The sequence below is a fragment of the Streptomyces sp. NPDC045695 genome (assembly GCF_056432025.1).
Map to the genome: position 1 here is coordinate 116,822 of NZ_JBWKJU010000015.1, position 13,754 is coordinate 130,575.

The following is a 13,754-nucleotide window of genomic DNA, read 5'->3' on the forward strand; positions in this document are numbered from 1 at the left end:
AAAGAGAGAAGGAGAAGGTGGGAGGGGGGCGTCTTCGCACACGCGCCCCCCCCCCCTGTTACCTGACCCCCTACTAAACAAGGAGAGGAAAGAGGGGCGCAGGAACCCCCCCCCCCCCCCCACCACACGCATGCCCGGATCCTGCGTCACCTGGTGCAGGCACTCCAGTGGGTTGCACACATTTGCGGCGGCCCACCTGCTGGTCCAGCTCGTCGCCGACAGCTGGCTGGACTCCTTGAGCAAGAGGGCCGCAATCCTGGGGGCTGACGCCGAATCCCTGCCCCGCAGACGAGAAGAACCGGCATAGGCGGTCGTATGAGGGTGGGCAGGTCATGATGAACGCGCCGCCGACCTCAAGCAGTCCAAGCCACGCTTCCCACCAACGTCAGTCAACTCGTCGCAAGGCTCAAGAACACCTCGCTGCTGCGACGCGACCGCAGCAACATCACGCCGTCGCACCTGAGCTGATGGTTACTCCGTTGTCGCGGGCGAAGGGACCGGCTCCGTGACCTTCGGGGGCTTGGATCCCATGGCAGCGCAAACGAATACGGCGTCCCCATCCGGTAAGCCCGGAGGGACGCCGCATTCGCCGGCCGAGTCACAGGTGGTCGCCGCGTGGGACGCTACCCGGCCATCGGACGGACACCGGCGAGCGGTTCGGCCCTAGTAGGACCTGGTCCAGAAGGCGCCGCCCACGACACTAGTCATCGGCGGGCAGAAGGCAACGGAGTAGCCGCTGCTGTTCCAAGCCACCGCATCGTGTGAGATTTCAGGGTCACCGCTCCAAGGCGCACACCTGGCGGACGCCTTCCACCTTCCGCCGTTGCCGCTATCGCAGGTGGCCGTCCAGCCGTTACCCGTGGGGGCTTTGAAGCTCCTACACCCCTCCGGCCAGCCCGTGGGGGCCGCCGTGGCCGTGCCCTGGAGCCCGAGGCCTACCACCGCCGTGGCAGCGAGCAGCGTCGCAAAGGTCTTCTTCATTGCCGCTATTCCTTTCTCAGTCGATTCAACCTTGCTCAGGTGTTGTTGCGAGGGGACGTTTCAACGCCCGCAGAAATGGCCCGGTAGGAGCCCTGGCAATACGCGACGGAAACGCCCCACTGCTTCCACGGTCCGTACCACCACTCCACTTTCCCGGACTCCGCCTCCTTGCAAATGGCGGTAGCCCGGTAGGAGCCGCCATTGTGACTACTACAGCTGGCGACCGTTCCCCAGCTTCCGGGAACCTCATACTTGCACCCTTCCGGGTGCGCCAGAGCGGCAGCGGATGCGGTCGTCCCGGCGCCGAGCGAGAAAATACCGGCCAGCAGCAGTCCAACCGCCGGAGTGGCGGCAGTACGAAGGCGAGTGCCCTTCAGCAAATTTCTTCACCTACTTCTTCAGCGGCAAACACTTTAAGGTGTCAACCAAGACCACAGGGATTCTGGCACCGACATTAATGCCACGCCCCCCCTTGCACACGAGGGCACTTCCGCCCCCTGCACACCCACGACAATTCCATGCCCACCAAGGACGAGCAAGCGGATATCGATCTTCTGAGGTTTACTTGAGGATCGAAAATATGAAAGGATTAATTCCGGTCCAACTGACCGGATCCCGAACCATGGAATTTCAGCCGCACCATGGCTTGAATAGCGAGAAGGAATTCCGGCCCAACGGTGGCTAGAATGCGCGAACCGTTTCCTGCGGTCACGCTCGGCCCGGCGGCCATCCGACCCCAGGTTCACTCGCAGGTCACCGACGCTCGAACCGGCGAATACGCTCACGCTGACAGCCACGAGGACGATGCCGGGAACAGTCGAGGCGTTCCGGCTGGGTGGTCCGCTTCGGTGCGTGTCGCGGTGGAAGTATCATCCTGTTCGGAATTCATGGTTCCTGTTGCCACCTCGCCACCCGGCGTCACTTGACGCAGGCACCTCCAGTGGGTTGCATACGTTCTGTGATCACATACCGGACATCGGGAGCCGCGCCATGGACCCGGTGATCGTCGTCGGCGCGGGGCCCGTCGGGCTGTCCCTGTCCCTCGCCCTGGCCGGCCAGGGCGTGCCCTGCATCGTGCTCGACGAGGGGCCCGGCAAGGAGGAACCCCGCCCGGCCCGTTCGGTCGTCCTGCACTCCGACACGGCGGCCATGGCGCACCGGCTGGGCTGTACGACGCTGCGCGACGAGGGGGCGTACTACGCCGCCTGGCGCACCGTGCGGCGTGGCCGGCCCGCCCAGCGGACCACCTTCGAGGACCACCCGGCCCCGCTGCACCTGCCGCAGCACGCCCTGACCCGGGGGCTGCGCGACGCCGCGACCGCGCACCCGCTCGTCCAACTGGTCACCGAGAGCAAGCTGGACTCCCTGGAGCAGGACGAGCGGGGGATCACCGCGCACACCCGGGGCGCCGAGACCACGTGGTGGCGCGGGAGTTACCTGGTCGGCTGCGACGGCGCCCGCTCCACCGTGCGCAAGCTGCTCGGCATCCGCTTCCCCGGCCGCACCGCCGTGGAACGGCACGCGGTGGCCGCGCTGCGCACCGAACTGCCGTGGCCCGGCGAGGCCTTGCTGCACCGCAACCCCCCGTCCGGCCCCGAGGAGGTCACCTCCCGGCCTCTGCCCGACGGGGTGTGGCGGCTGGACTGGCTGCTCCCGCCGCGCGGGGACCTGGTGACCCCCGAGGCGCTGGTGACCCTCGTCCGGGACACCCTCGCGGTGTGGTGCGGCGGCACGACTCCCCCGTACGACCTCCTGGACACCGGGGTGTACACCCTGCACCACCGTCTGGCCCGGCGCTGGCGCGACGGCCGCGCCTTCCTCGCCGGGGACGCCGCGCACCTGCTGGGCGCGCTCGGCACCCAGGGGGTCGGGGAGGGCCTCCGGGACGCCGAGAACCTGGCGTGGAAGCTGTCGCTGGCCTGGCACCAGGGCGCCTCCGAGGCCCTGCTCGACAGCTACGAGGGCGAGCGGCGCACCGCCGTCGCGGGCCGCCTGCGCGCGGCCGACCAGGCGATGCCGACGCTGCGGGCCGGGAGCGGGCTGCGCACCTACCTCCCCGGGGCCGCGCGTTCCGCCGAGATCCTGCTCACCGACGGCCACCTGGGGCGCGGGCCGCTGGGCGGGGAGCCGACGTACGCCCCGCCGGTGGCCGTACGCGAGGTGCCGACGGCCACGCAGCCGGGCGGTCCGGTGGCGAACGTCCCGGTGACCGCGCCCGACGGCTCGACCGTGCCGCTGCGCGACCTGCTCGGGCAGGGCCGGCTGCTGGTGGTCCTGGTCGCCCCGGGCACCGGGGTCTGGGACCGGCGCCACTGGCTCGGCGCCGGGCTGATGCCCCGCCTCGCGGCGGCGGTCAGCGCCCTGCCGGTCCGTACCGACCTGCTGGTGGCGGACCGTTACCCGGGCGCCCCGGCGCACACCGTGCTGCTCGTCCGGCCGGACGGGCACTTGGCGGCGACCTTCGCCGGGGTCCGCCCCGCGGAGCTGTACGAGGCGGCGGACGCCGTCCGGGCGGGCGCGCCCGCGTCCCGGGCGGCGGCGCCGTCCCCGACACCGACCGTGGTGGTCGATTGACCGTCTCCCGCGGTCCGTGGTTCACTCGCGAAATGACCGGCAACGACGTGCGCCTGTGGCGGAGGGTCCATATGGACCTGCTCCGCTACGCGGGCTGCGTGTGTCGCCCTTCCTGCTGATTCGCCCTCCCCTCCGCGCGCCCCCGTGCCGGTCACCGGCCTGCGCGCACTTCCGCGAACCCAGGACGGTCTGCCTTCATGTCTGCACCCGCGTACACCGCCGAGCCCGTGCTCGCCGCCGGCCCCACGGCCACCGAACTCCTCGACTTCGCCCTCCGCACGGCGGCCGACCCGGAGATCGTGGGGTCCCTGCCCCTCGACCCCGAGGGCCGCACCTGGATCCGGCTGGAGGGGCCGGGCGGCAGCGAGGCCTGGCTGATCGGATGGCCGCCGGGGACCGGCACCGGCTGGCACGACCACGCCGAATCGCGGGGCGCGTTCGCCACCGCCCGGGGCCGGCTGACCGAACGCTCCCTGGCCGTACGCCTCCCCGCGCAGGGCTGGACCTCGCTGGAGCTGGCTGCCGGCGTGGACCGCAGCCTCACCCTGGAGGCGGGCGCCGGGCGGGCCTTCGGGCAGTACCACGTGCACGAGGTCCTCAACGAGTCCCCGGCCGAGCACGCGGTCTCCGTACACGCCTACTACCCGCCGCTCCCCCTGATCCGCCGCTTCAGCCGCAGCGGCCCGATGCTCGGCCTCGTCCACGTCGAGCGTCCGGCGGACTGGCAGTGAGCGCCCCGACGGGCATCGACGAGCTGCTGGAGCGGGTCCGCGCGGGCTACACCCGTCTCGGTCCGCAGGAGGCGTACGCCGCTTCGCGGGCCGGTGCCCTGCTGGTGGACATCCGCTACCAGGCGCTGCGCGAGCGCGACGGGCTGATCCCGGGCGCGCTGGTGGTCGAGCGCAACGAACTGGAATGGCGCCTGGACCCCCAGGGCAGCCACCGCGCCCCGCAGGCCACCGGCCACGACCTCCAGGTGGTGGTGATCTGCAACGAGGGCTACGCGTCCAGCCTGGCCGTGGCCTCCCTCCACGCCCTGGGCCTCCACCGTGCGACGGATCTGACGGGCGGATTCCAGGCGTGGAGGGCCGCCGGCCTGCCGCTTTCCTGACACGGGGCCGCGTGGGGGCGCCCCCGCCCGGCGACGGGCTTGGCCTTGTGCTTCGTCTTCGCCTTGCCCTTCTTCGCCTTGACCGTCGTCTGGTGGACGTTCTGGTCGGCGGAGACGAGGACCGGCGTGGCCGCGTACCGCTCGGTGCCGGTCCTTCCGCGCAGTCCCGTTTCCAGGAGCGTCCCGCAGGCGGTGACGAGGGCGGCCGCGCACAGGAGCGCGAGGAAGGCACCGAGGAAACCGGCCTTGCGGTGTCTGACGGTCCGAAGGGCGCAACGCAGCATCATGGGGCAACTCTGCGGCGGGGCGCGCCCGGTGACATTGGCGTACCGCGGCGTCCCCACCCGGGGGCTACCCCACCCCGACGTGCCGGACACCCCCTGCCCCGGACCGGGACCCGCTGCCTCTCCCCCGCACCGCTCACCCGGTCACCCCAGGTCGTCGGCGTCCTCGCCCTCCGCCTCCAGCGCACGACGGACCACCCGCAGGGCCATCCCCTCCGGGTATCCCTTGCGGGCGAGCATCCCGGCGAGGCGCCGGATCCGCTTGTCCCGCTCCAGGCCACGGGTGGCGCGGAGCTTGCGCTCCACGAGCTCCCGGGCGGTCTGCTCCTCCTGTTCCGAGTCCAGCAGCTCCAGGGCCTCCTCCACGAGGGTTGCGTGCACCCCCTTGGTCCGGAGCTCCTGCGCGAGCGCCCGGCGGGCCAGGCCCCGGCCGCGGTGGCGGGACTCGACCCAGGCGCCGGCGAAGGCGGCGTCGTCGATCAGGCCCACCTCCTCGTAACGGGAGAGGACCTGCTGCGACACCTCCTCGGGGATGCCCCGCTTGTGCAGGGCGTCCGCGAGCTGGCGCCGGGTGCGCGGGCTCCCGGTGAGCAGGCGCAGGCAGATCGCCCGCGCCTGCTCCTCGGGGCTCTGGGGCGGCAGTTCCGGGCGGGCCTCACGGCCGCTCCGGCGCTCGCCGCCCCTCTCCTGCTCCCGCACGGGTCAGCTCTTGGCTGCGGCGGCCTTGGCCGTCGTCTTGGCCTTCGACGCCGGGGCGGGCACGGCGGCGGCCGCGGTGTCGGTCGCGTCGGCAGCTGCCTCGGCGGTGGCCGCGGCGTCCTTGCGGACCCCCACGCCCAGCTTCTCCTTGATCTTCCGCTCGATCTCGTTGGCGAGATCCGGGTTGTCCTTCAGGAAGTTACGGGCGTTCTCCTTGCCCTGGCCGAGCTGGTCGCCCTCGTACGTGTACCAGGCACCGGCCTTGCGCACGAAGCCGTGCTCCACGCCCATGTCGATCAGGCCGCCCTCGCGGCTGATGCCCTGGCCGTAGAGGATGTCGAACTCGGCCTGCTTGAACGGCGGCGCGACCTTGTTCTTGACGACCTTGACCCGGGTGCGGTTGCCGACCGCGTCCGTGCCGTCCTTCAGGGTCTCGATACGGCGGATGTCGAGGCGGACGGAGGCGTAGAACTTCAGCGCGCGGCCACCGGTGGTGGTCTCCGGCGAGCCGAACATCACACCGATCTTCTCGCGGAGCTGGTTGATGAAGATCGCGGTGGTCTTGGACTGGTTGAGCGCACCGGTGATCTTCCGCAGCGCCTGGCTCATCAGGCGGGCCTGCAGACCCACGTGCGAGTCGCCCATCTCACCCTCGATCTCCGCGCGCGGCACGAGGGCCGCCACGGAGTCGATGACGATCAGGTCGAGCGCGCCGGAGCGGACGAGCATGTCCACGATCTCCAGCGCCTGCTCGCCGGTGTCCGGCTGCGACAGGATGAGGTTGTCGGTGTCGACGCCGAGGGCCTTGGCGTACTCGGGGTCGAGCGCGTGCTCGGCGTCCACGAAGGCGACGGTGCCGCCGGCCTTCTGCGCGTTGGCCACGGCGTGCAGGGTCAGGGTCGTCTTACCGGAGGACTCCGGCCCGTACACCTCGATCACGCGGCCGCGGGGCAGCCCGCCGACACCGAGCGCGATGTCCAGCGCGGTCGACCCGGTCGGGATGACCTCGATGGGGTCGTTCGGCTTGTCGCCGAGGCGCATGACCGCACCCTTGCCGAATTGCCGTTCAATCTGTGCGAGCGCGGCGTCGAGAGCCTTCTCGCGGTCGGTGCCTGCCATGGGTTCCACCCGGTTTGCTTGAGTCGATCGCTTCACGCCATTGACGCTAATGCCTGCCACTGACAATGCGCCTCCACGCCCGTTCCGGCTGTGGATAACTCATCAGAATGGATGTTCGATTTCCCTGTCAAGCGCGCCACGCCCGCCCGCGCCGTCGTCAGGTCGTGAGGTCGTCACGTCGTCACGTCATCACGTCGTCAGAGGGAGAGCGCGGTGCCGAGGGAGTCGGCGCACCAGATCTTCGGCCCCTGGTCGTAGAAGACGTCGAGCGCCGTGATCGTGAATCCGGCGGTCGTCAGCAGGTCCGGGGCGGACCGGGTGAGGTGGCAGCCGCCGAGGAGCCGCATGTTCAGCGGTTCGAGCCGTCGCTGCCAGCGGCGCACCCGCCAGTCGCCCTCCGGTGCGAGGCCGTGCTCGATGAAGTGCAGGGTGCCGCCGGGCTTGAGCACGCGCCGCACCTCGCGCAGGGCCGCCAGGGCGTCCGGAATGGTGCACAGCGTCCACGTGGACAGGGCGGAGTCGAAGCTGTCGTCCGCGAACGGCAGCGACTGACCGTCGAGACCGGCCCGTCGCACCGGGACGGGCGAGGCCCTGACGCGGTCGCGGGCCAGCCTCCAGCTGAGGTCGGAGGGTTCGATCGCGGCCACACCGGTGAGGTCCCGCGGGTAGAAGGGGACGTTGTGGCCGGTGCCGAATCCGATCTCGACGACCTCGCCCTCCAGGCGGTCGCAGACCCGGCGCCGCAGCGGCAGCGACGTCTTGGCCCCGCAGGCGAGGTTGATGATCCGCGGCAGGACCCGGTCGGTGTAGCACCCCATCACGACCTCCGTGTCTCGTCCCCAGCATGGCATCGCGGGCACCCGGACGCCCGCCGCGCCCGCCGGTCCCGCACAATCAGGGCTTCGACAGATCCTGAGGGGACGGCAGTACGTGAACAGGGTGGGGAACAGCACGACGCGCCGTACGGCGGCGGTCGCGGTCGGCGTGGCGGTCGTCCTGACGGGGGCCGTGGCCTGCGGCGGCGACAAGGAGGGCGGGGCGCCGGCCGGTGCGAGCAAGAGCGCGAGCGCGAGCGCCAGCGCCAGCGCCGGCGCGAACACCGGATCCGCCGCGGCCGGACCGGGCGCCGAGCGCCTCAAGGCCTTCGCGCTCGCCCCCGGCGAGAAGGCGGGGCGGTACGAGGCCTCCGAGCCGCTCCTGGACGAGCCGATGAGCGAGCTGTACGACGCGCGGCCCGAGGCCTGCCAGCCGCTGACCGGCCTCGGCAAGGCGGGCCACACGGCCCAGGCGTACGCCAAGACCGACGTGCCCGGCGAGTGGCAGGCCGTCGGGACCGAGATCCTGCTGCGCTCCTACAAGGACGGGGGCGCGGCCTCGGCCATGAAGGCCCTGGCCGAGGCGGGCCGCCAGTGCGCGGGCGGGTACACCGAGGACCGCGCGCTCGCGGAGGCGAAGATCCTCAAGGTGGAGCCGGTCAAGGCTCCCGCGCTCGGGGACGAGGCGCTCGCGTACCGGATCGTCGTCCAGGACGTGAAGGACCAGAACATCTCGCTCTACAAGTACCTGACGGTGATCCGCTCCGGGCCGGTGACGCTCTCCTTCCGGTCGGACGCCATCGACACGAAGGACTTCGGCGGGGTGCCGGAGGAAGTGGTGACGGCCCAGTGGGAGAAGTTCTCGAAGGCCGGAGGCACGGCGCCGGCCTCGTAGGCGCCGCCGGGGGCCGCCGACCGACGTCGGCTACCCACCCCCAGTGACAACCTTGGGTTGACAGTGGAGAACTGTCAACCTAGGGTTGCACTCATGACGAACCCTTCCGTGGAACCCGTTCGCATGACCAACCCGGTACGCCTCGACGACCTCATCGAGGCCATCAAGAAGGTCCACACCGACACGCTGGAGCAGCTCAGCGACGCGGTCGTCGCCGCCGAGCACCTCGGCGAGGTGGCCGACCACCTCATCGGTCACTTCGTCGACCAGGCCCGCCGCTCCGGAGCCTCCTGGACCGACATCGGCAAGAGCATGGGCGTCACCCGCCAGGCCGCCCAGAAGCGCTTCGTCCCCAAGGCCGACAAGGAGGGCGACCCCGCCCTCGATCCCCAGCAGGGCTTCGGCCGGTTCACCCCCCGCGCCCGCAACGTCGTCATGACCGCCCAGAACGAGGCCCGCGCCGCGGGCGGCACCGAGATCCGCACCGAGCACCTGGTCCTGGGCCTGCTGGCCGAACCCGAAGGCATCGCGGGCATCGCCCTGCGCGCCCAGGGAGTGTCCGCGGACGAGGTGCGCGCCGCCGTGGCCGCCGTGCTGCCCCCGGCCAGCGCGGAGGTCCCCGACCTCATCCCCTTCGACGCGTCCGCGAAGAAGGCCCTGGAGCTCACCTTCCGCGAGGCACTGCGCCTGGGTCACGACTTCGTCGGCACCGAGCACATCCTGCTCGCGCTGTTGGAGCTGGAGCACGGCGAGGGCCCGCTGAGCGGCCTCGGGGTGACCAAGGAGGCCGCCGAGGCGACCGTCACCACCACCTTGGCCACCGTACTCGGCGCCGCTGGCGGGCAGTAGAGGCGTCCGCGTCCTTCGTCAGCTCGTAGCGCTTCACGTACGCGCCGAGGAAGGCCTGCAGCGTGGCGACGGCCGGGATCGCGATGAGCGCCCCGACCGCACCCAGCAGGGCGGTGCCCGCGATGACCGATCCGAAGGCCACCGCCGGATGGATGTCCACGGTCTTCGAGGTCAGCTTCGGCTGGAGGACGTAGTTCTCGAACTGCTGGTAGATGACCACGAAGCCCAGCACGTACAGCGCGTACCACGGGTTGACGGTGAAGGCGATCAGCATCGGCAGCGCGCCCGCGAGATAGGTGCCGATGGTGGGGATGAACTGCGAGACCAGCCCCACCCACACGGCGAGCGCGGGCGCGTACGGCACCCCGAGGATCACCAGCAGGACGTAGTGCGCGATGCCGGAGATCAGCGCCATCAGCCCGCGCGAGTAGAGGTAGCCGCCCGTCTTGGCCACGGCGATCTCCCAGGCGCGCAGCACCTCGGACTGCTTCGAGGGCGGCAGTACGGAGCACAGCGCGCGCCGCAGCCGCGGTCCGTCGGCGGCGAAGTAGAAGGAGAACAGCCCGATCGTCAGCAGCTTGAAGAGGCCGCCGAGCACCGTGGCGGACACGTCGAGCACGCCGGTCGCGCTGTTCTCCACGTACGTGCGCAGCCAGTCGGAGCGCAGCAGGCTCTCCTGGATGTCCAGCCGGGAGAAATCGGTGTGGAAGGTGGCGTTGACCGACTTGATCACCGAGTCGAGGTAGCGCGGGAAGCCTTCCACCATCTCGACGATCTGCCCGGCGAGCATCGAGCCCAGCAGGGTGAGGAAGCCGGCGACCGCGATGAACACCCCGAGGAACATCAGGAAGGTGGCGAGCCCGCGGCGCATGCCGTGGGCCGCCATCCTGGACACCGCGGGTTCGATCGCGAGCGCGAGGAAGAACGCGATCAGGATGTTGACGAGCAGCCCGATCAGCTGGTGGAAGGCCCAGCTTCCGAGCTGGAAGCAGGCGACGAGGGCCAGTACCAGCACCACGGCGCGCGGCAGCCAGCGCGGCATCCGCGGGTCGGCTCCGGCGTGATCCACCGGTTGCGGTGGGCTCCCGGCCCCCGCGGACCCGGCCTGCGGGGGTGTCGGGGCGTGGGTCGTCGTCTCATCACTGGCTGCCACGCCGCCCAGTGTGTCCCACCGGCGGTCCGGCCCGCACGCGCGCCCTCCCGGGAGGTCGGCTCTCAGCGCAGCCGGGCCGGCACGTCCATCGCCGAACACACCGCGCGCCACACGTCCTTGGTCTCCCAGCCGGCGTCCAGGGCCTGGTAGACGGTCCGGCCGCCCAGCTCCGCCATGACGTGGTCCCGCGCGAAGGACTCGGCGTAGGCCGCACCGAAGTGCTCGGCCATCCGCTCCCAGAAAATCGTCAACCGCATGCCCCCAGTATCCCGCCCCGGGAGAGTGCACCGGCCGCGTTCGGCCCTCCTCGCCGCACCACCGCCCCCTACGTTGCACGCATGCCCGGAGACGAAGCTTCCGCTCTCACCCCGCCGACGCCGCTGGCCCGCGCCGAGCAGTTCATCTGGCTCACGGCCCGCGTGCTGGAGCAGCGGCGGTTCGCGTACCACTTCCTCGGCGGGGACGCCGACCCCGTGGACACCGCCCTCGGTTCGTACCTCAACGACGACGGCGGCTACGGCCACGCGCTCGATCCGGATCTGCGCGGTCCGCTCAGCCAGCCGCTGCACACCGCGCACGCCCTGCGCGTCCTGGACAGCCTGGGCCGCTGCGCCGGCCAGCGCATCGAGCGGCTCTGCCGCCACCTCACCCGGATGTCCACCGCGGACGGCGCGCTCCCGGTGGTCTTCCCGGCCCCGCGCGCCTACCCCGCGGCCCCCTACCACCCGATGCACGACGACCCGCCGGGCGAGCTGCTGACCACGGGCGCCGTCGTCGGCGTACTGCACCGCAACCGGGTCTGGCACGCCTGGCTCTTCCGGGCCACGGACTTCTGCTGGGACCGGATCGAGAGCCTGCGCCACTGGCATCCGTACGAGGTGCAGAGCGCGGTGGTCTTCCTCGACGGCGTCCCCGACCGGGCGCGGGCGGCGGCGGCCGCGGACCGGCTGGGCCGGCTCGTGCGGGAGCGGAGACTGGCGGTGCTCGATCCGGAGCGGCCCGAGGAGTATCCGCCCGCTCCCGGCTGCGCGCCGGGCGAGCAGCTGTTCCCGTACGACTTCGCGCGGCGGCCCGAGTCGCTGGCGCGCGGCTGGTTCACCGACGAGGAGATGGACCGCTCGCTGGACTTCCTGGCTGCCCGGCAGGAGCCCGACGGCGGGTGGCCGGTCCACCGCAGGGCCTGGGCGCCGGGGAGCTCGCTGGAGCGGCGGCCGATCGCCACCCTGGAGGCGCTGCTGACGCTTCGGGCCTACGGCCGCCTGCCGGCCCCGGAGCTCAGCCGCCCAGGGCCCGTACCCCCGCGGTGACGAGGACGGCGGCCGCGACCACGACCAGGAACGGAGCCCGCAGCAGAAGCGCGGTCCCGGCGGCGGCGAGCCCGGCGGCGCGGGCGTCGAGTACGAGCGCGTGGCCGGTGCTGAAGGTCTGCTGGGCGGTGAGCGCGGCGAGCAGCGCCACCGGCAGCAGGCCTGCCAGGCGGCGCACCACCGGCCGCTCCAGGGCCCCGGCGGGGACGAGCAGCCCGGCGAGCTTGACGGCGTAGCAGCCGACGACGGTGAGTCCGATGGCGATCCAGACGTTCATGCCGGTCATGCCGTTCACGAGCGGCGTCCCTTCATCCAGAGCACGACGGGGGCGGCCAGGGCCGCGGTCAGGACGGGCACCCCGGCGGGCAGTACGGGCAGGAACCCCAGGCCGAGGACGAGCGCCAGGGCCGCGACGGCCCGCTCGGTGGAGGTCTTCAGCATGGGCGCGAGCAGGGCCAGGAACACGGCGGGCCCGGCGGCGTCCAGCCCCCACGCCCGGGTGTCCCCGATGGCCTCGGCGCCGAGCGCGCCGAGCAGGGTGGTGAGGTTCCACAGGACGTACAGGCTGAGGCCGGTGACGGCGAAGCCGAGCCGGGCCGACCTGCGGCCGTCCTGCGCCAGGGCCACGGCGGTGGTCTCGTCGATCACCCAGTGCGCGGCGAAGGGCCGTACGGCGCGGGGCAGGGCGAGCAGCTGGGACAGCCGCAGCCCGTAGAAGGCGTTGCGGGTCCCGAGGAAGAAGGCCCCGGCGGCGGCGGTGAACGGGTTCCCGCCCGCGGCGAGCGCCCCGACCAGGGCGAACTGCGAGGCCCCGGTGAAGACGAGCAGGCTCAGCACGCAGGCCTGGAGGGTACTGATCCCGGCGCCGGCGGCGGTCACCCCGAAGGCGAAGCCGGACAGCCCGACGGCCACCCCGACTCCGAGCGCGTCCCTGATGACAGCCGCGCGGGGCCGCCCGGCCGTCTCTCGTGTCTCTGGCTCCGTGACCATCCGCTGTTCTCCCACACGCCGAACCTATGCGGGGCCGGGCGGGCCGTCTTGTACGTTCTTGCACGCACCCAGTGCGCGGGGCGGGGGCCTCGACGGGCCTCAGGCCCGCTCCCGCCGGTAGGCGCCCGGCGGGACCCCCACGATGCGGGTGAAGTGCCGGTTCAGGTGCGGCTGGTCGGTGAAGCCGACGGTCACGGCGGCTTCCGCCGGCAGGGTGCCCGCGTCGAGCAGCCGGCGGGCCCGGCGGACCCTGGCGTCGGTCAGCCAGGTGTGCGGCGGCATCCCGTACCGCTCGCGGAAGGCCCGCAGCAGGGCGAAGGGGCTCGTGCCCAGCTCCGCCGCGAGCTGCTCCAGCGACGGCGGGTCGGCCATCCGCTCCTCCAGCACGCCGCGGGCCCGGGCCGCGTCGGCGCCGCCCGCGCCGCGGACCGCGCGCGTGGGCAGCGGGCCCGCGTGCCGGCTGAGCATGCGGGCCACCGCGCCCCGCAGCAGGGTGTCGGCGGCCAGCGCGTTCCCGGCCTCGGCGGCCCGGTGCACCTCGGTGATCGTCCGCGCGCCGTGCGGGTCGGGGACCACGTCGGCCGTGAAGCCGGGCGTGCCGCGCAGGGTGGCGATCTCGTCGGCGACCTCGGCGATCAGGTCACGGGAGGGGTAGAGGGTGGCGTAGGCCCAGCCCTCGGGGGCCCCGGCGCGCGCGCTGTGCGGCACCTCGGGGTTGATCAGGACCACGCTGTCCGGCCCGGCCCGCACCGTGCCGCCGGGGAGCCCGACCTCCTCGATGCCCCCGGTGACGGCCGCGATGACGTACCCGTCGTGGGCGTGGCGGGGAAAGGTGTGGCGTACGTAGTGCGCGCGCAGCAGGTCCAGCCCGGGCAGTTGCGCGTACTGCCAGTGCCGTGCCCACTCCCGGCGCCCCTCGTCCGTCCCCATCCCCCCATTCTGCGCTCCGCCCGTGACGCGCGTTTCCCCAGGTCTTC

15 protein-coding genes and 1 pseudogene are annotated in these 13,754 nt (G+C 72.1%); 7 read left to right on the forward strand and 9 right to left on the reverse strand.

What is annotated here, in order from left to right; all coding sequences use genetic code 11:
• Positions 1-1,971 precede the first annotated feature (1,971 nt).
• The 4 genes from AC07DU_RS24220 (at position 1,972) to AC07DU_RS24235 (ending at position 4,666) form a co-directional block, all read left to right on the forward strand.
• Positions 1,972-3,555: an FAD-dependent monooxygenase gene (locus tag AC07DU_RS24220; RefSeq protein WP_479113528.1), complete on the forward strand. Its 1,584-nt coding sequence runs from the start codon at positions 1,972-1,974 to the stop codon at positions 3,553-3,555.
• A gap of 32 nt (positions 3,556-3,587) precedes the next feature.
• Positions 3,588-3,674 carry a putative leader peptide gene (locus tag AC07DU_RS24225; RefSeq protein ID WP_311318651.1) on the forward strand — a complete coding sequence of 29 codons (87 nt, stop codon included), beginning with the start codon at positions 3,588-3,590 and terminating at the stop codon, positions 3,672-3,674.
• Between the two features lie 78 nt (positions 3,675-3,752).
• Positions 3,753-4,286: a cupin domain-containing protein gene (locus AC07DU_RS24230; protein ID WP_479113530.1), complete on the forward strand. Its 534-nt coding sequence runs from the start codon at positions 3,753-3,755 to the stop codon at positions 4,284-4,286.
• A complete protein-coding gene (locus AC07DU_RS24235; protein ID WP_360892582.1) occupies positions 4,283-4,666 on the forward strand; it encodes a rhodanese-like domain-containing protein in 384 nt (127 codons plus the stop codon). Before AC07DU_RS24230 ends, AC07DU_RS24235 begins: the two co-directional genes overlap by 4 nt.
• A gap of 23 nt (positions 4,667-4,689) precedes the next feature.
• On the opposite strand, the pseudogene AC07DU_RS24240 reads toward AC07DU_RS24235, so the two are convergent.
• The 4 genes and pseudogenes from AC07DU_RS24240 to AC07DU_RS24255 all read right to left on the reverse strand — a co-directional run.
• Positions 4,690-4,953, reverse strand: a pseudogene (locus AC07DU_RS24240) (ABC transporter permease); the annotation flags it as partial.
• A gap of 141 nt (positions 4,954-5,094) precedes the next feature.
• The gene (recX, locus tag AC07DU_RS24245; protein ID WP_479032485.1) at positions 5,095-5,649 is read right to left on the reverse strand and encodes a recombination regulator RecX; all 555 of its coding nucleotides are present in this window, start codon (positions 5,647-5,649) and stop codon (positions 5,095-5,097) included.
• A gap of 3 nt (positions 5,650-5,652) precedes the next feature.
• A complete protein-coding gene (recA, locus tag AC07DU_RS24250; protein ID WP_360892588.1) occupies positions 5,653-6,768 on the reverse strand; it encodes a recombinase RecA in 1,116 nt (371 codons plus the stop codon).
• A 197-nt stretch (positions 6,769-6,965) separates the two neighbouring features.
• Positions 6,966-7,586, reverse strand: coding sequence for a class I SAM-dependent methyltransferase (locus AC07DU_RS24255; RefSeq protein WP_479113533.1), 621 nt, complete (start codon positions 7,584-7,586; stop codon positions 6,966-6,968).
• A gap of 112 nt (positions 7,587-7,698) precedes the next feature.
• Here AC07DU_RS24255 and AC07DU_RS24260 point away from each other — a divergent pair, with 112 nt between their 5' ends.
• Together AC07DU_RS24260 and AC07DU_RS24265 are read left to right on the forward strand one after the other, a co-directional pair.
• A complete protein-coding gene (locus tag AC07DU_RS24260; RefSeq protein WP_479113535.1) occupies positions 7,699-8,478 on the forward strand; it encodes a hypothetical protein in 780 nt (259 codons plus the stop codon).
• A gap of 93 nt (positions 8,479-8,571) precedes the next feature.
• Positions 8,572-9,327: a Clp protease N-terminal domain-containing protein gene (locus AC07DU_RS24265; RefSeq protein WP_479113537.1), complete on the forward strand. Its 756-nt coding sequence runs from the start codon at positions 8,572-8,574 to the stop codon at positions 9,325-9,327.
• Here AC07DU_RS24265 and AC07DU_RS24270 read toward each other — a convergent pair.
• Together AC07DU_RS24270 and AC07DU_RS24275 are read right to left on the reverse strand one after the other, a co-directional pair.
• The gene (locus AC07DU_RS24270) at positions 9,281-10,480 is read right to left on the reverse strand and encodes an AI-2E family transporter (RefSeq protein ID WP_453371908.1); all 1,200 of its coding nucleotides are present in this window, start codon (positions 10,478-10,480) and stop codon (positions 9,281-9,283) included. The two genes, AC07DU_RS24265 and AC07DU_RS24270, sit on opposite strands and share 47 nt — an antisense overlap.
• A 62-nt stretch (positions 10,481-10,542) precedes the next feature.
• Positions 10,543-10,737, reverse strand: coding sequence for a DUF3046 domain-containing protein (locus AC07DU_RS24275; RefSeq protein WP_360892600.1), 195 nt, complete (start codon positions 10,735-10,737; stop codon positions 10,543-10,545).
• An 81-nt stretch (positions 10,738-10,818) separates the two neighbouring features.
• On the opposite strand from AC07DU_RS24275, the gene AC07DU_RS24280 reads away from it, so the two are divergent.
• Positions 10,819-11,787, forward strand: coding sequence for a prenyltransferase/squalene oxidase repeat-containing protein (locus tag AC07DU_RS24280; RefSeq protein ID WP_479032491.1), 969 nt, complete (start codon positions 10,819-10,821; stop codon positions 11,785-11,787).
• Here AC07DU_RS24280 and AC07DU_RS24285 read toward each other — a convergent pair.
• The 3 genes from AC07DU_RS24285 to AC07DU_RS24295 form a co-directional block, all read right to left on the reverse strand.
• The gene (locus AC07DU_RS24285; protein ID WP_360892673.1) at positions 11,756-12,064 is read right to left on the reverse strand and encodes an AzlD domain-containing protein; all 309 of its coding nucleotides are present in this window, start codon (positions 12,062-12,064) and stop codon (positions 11,756-11,758) included. The two genes, AC07DU_RS24280 and AC07DU_RS24285, sit on opposite strands and share 32 nt — an antisense overlap.
• 14 nt (positions 12,065-12,078) lie before the next feature.
• Positions 12,079-12,777, reverse strand: a complete 699-nt coding sequence (locus tag AC07DU_RS24290) for an AzlC family ABC transporter permease (RefSeq protein WP_479032494.1) — start codon at positions 12,775-12,777, stop codon at positions 12,079-12,081.
• Positions 12,778-12,876: 99 nt separating this feature from the next.
• The gene (locus tag AC07DU_RS24295) at positions 12,877-13,707 is read right to left on the reverse strand and encodes an AraC family transcriptional regulator (RefSeq protein ID WP_360892608.1); all 831 of its coding nucleotides are present in this window, start codon (positions 13,705-13,707) and stop codon (positions 12,877-12,879) included.
• Between the last annotated feature and the right edge of the window lie 47 nt (positions 13,708-13,754).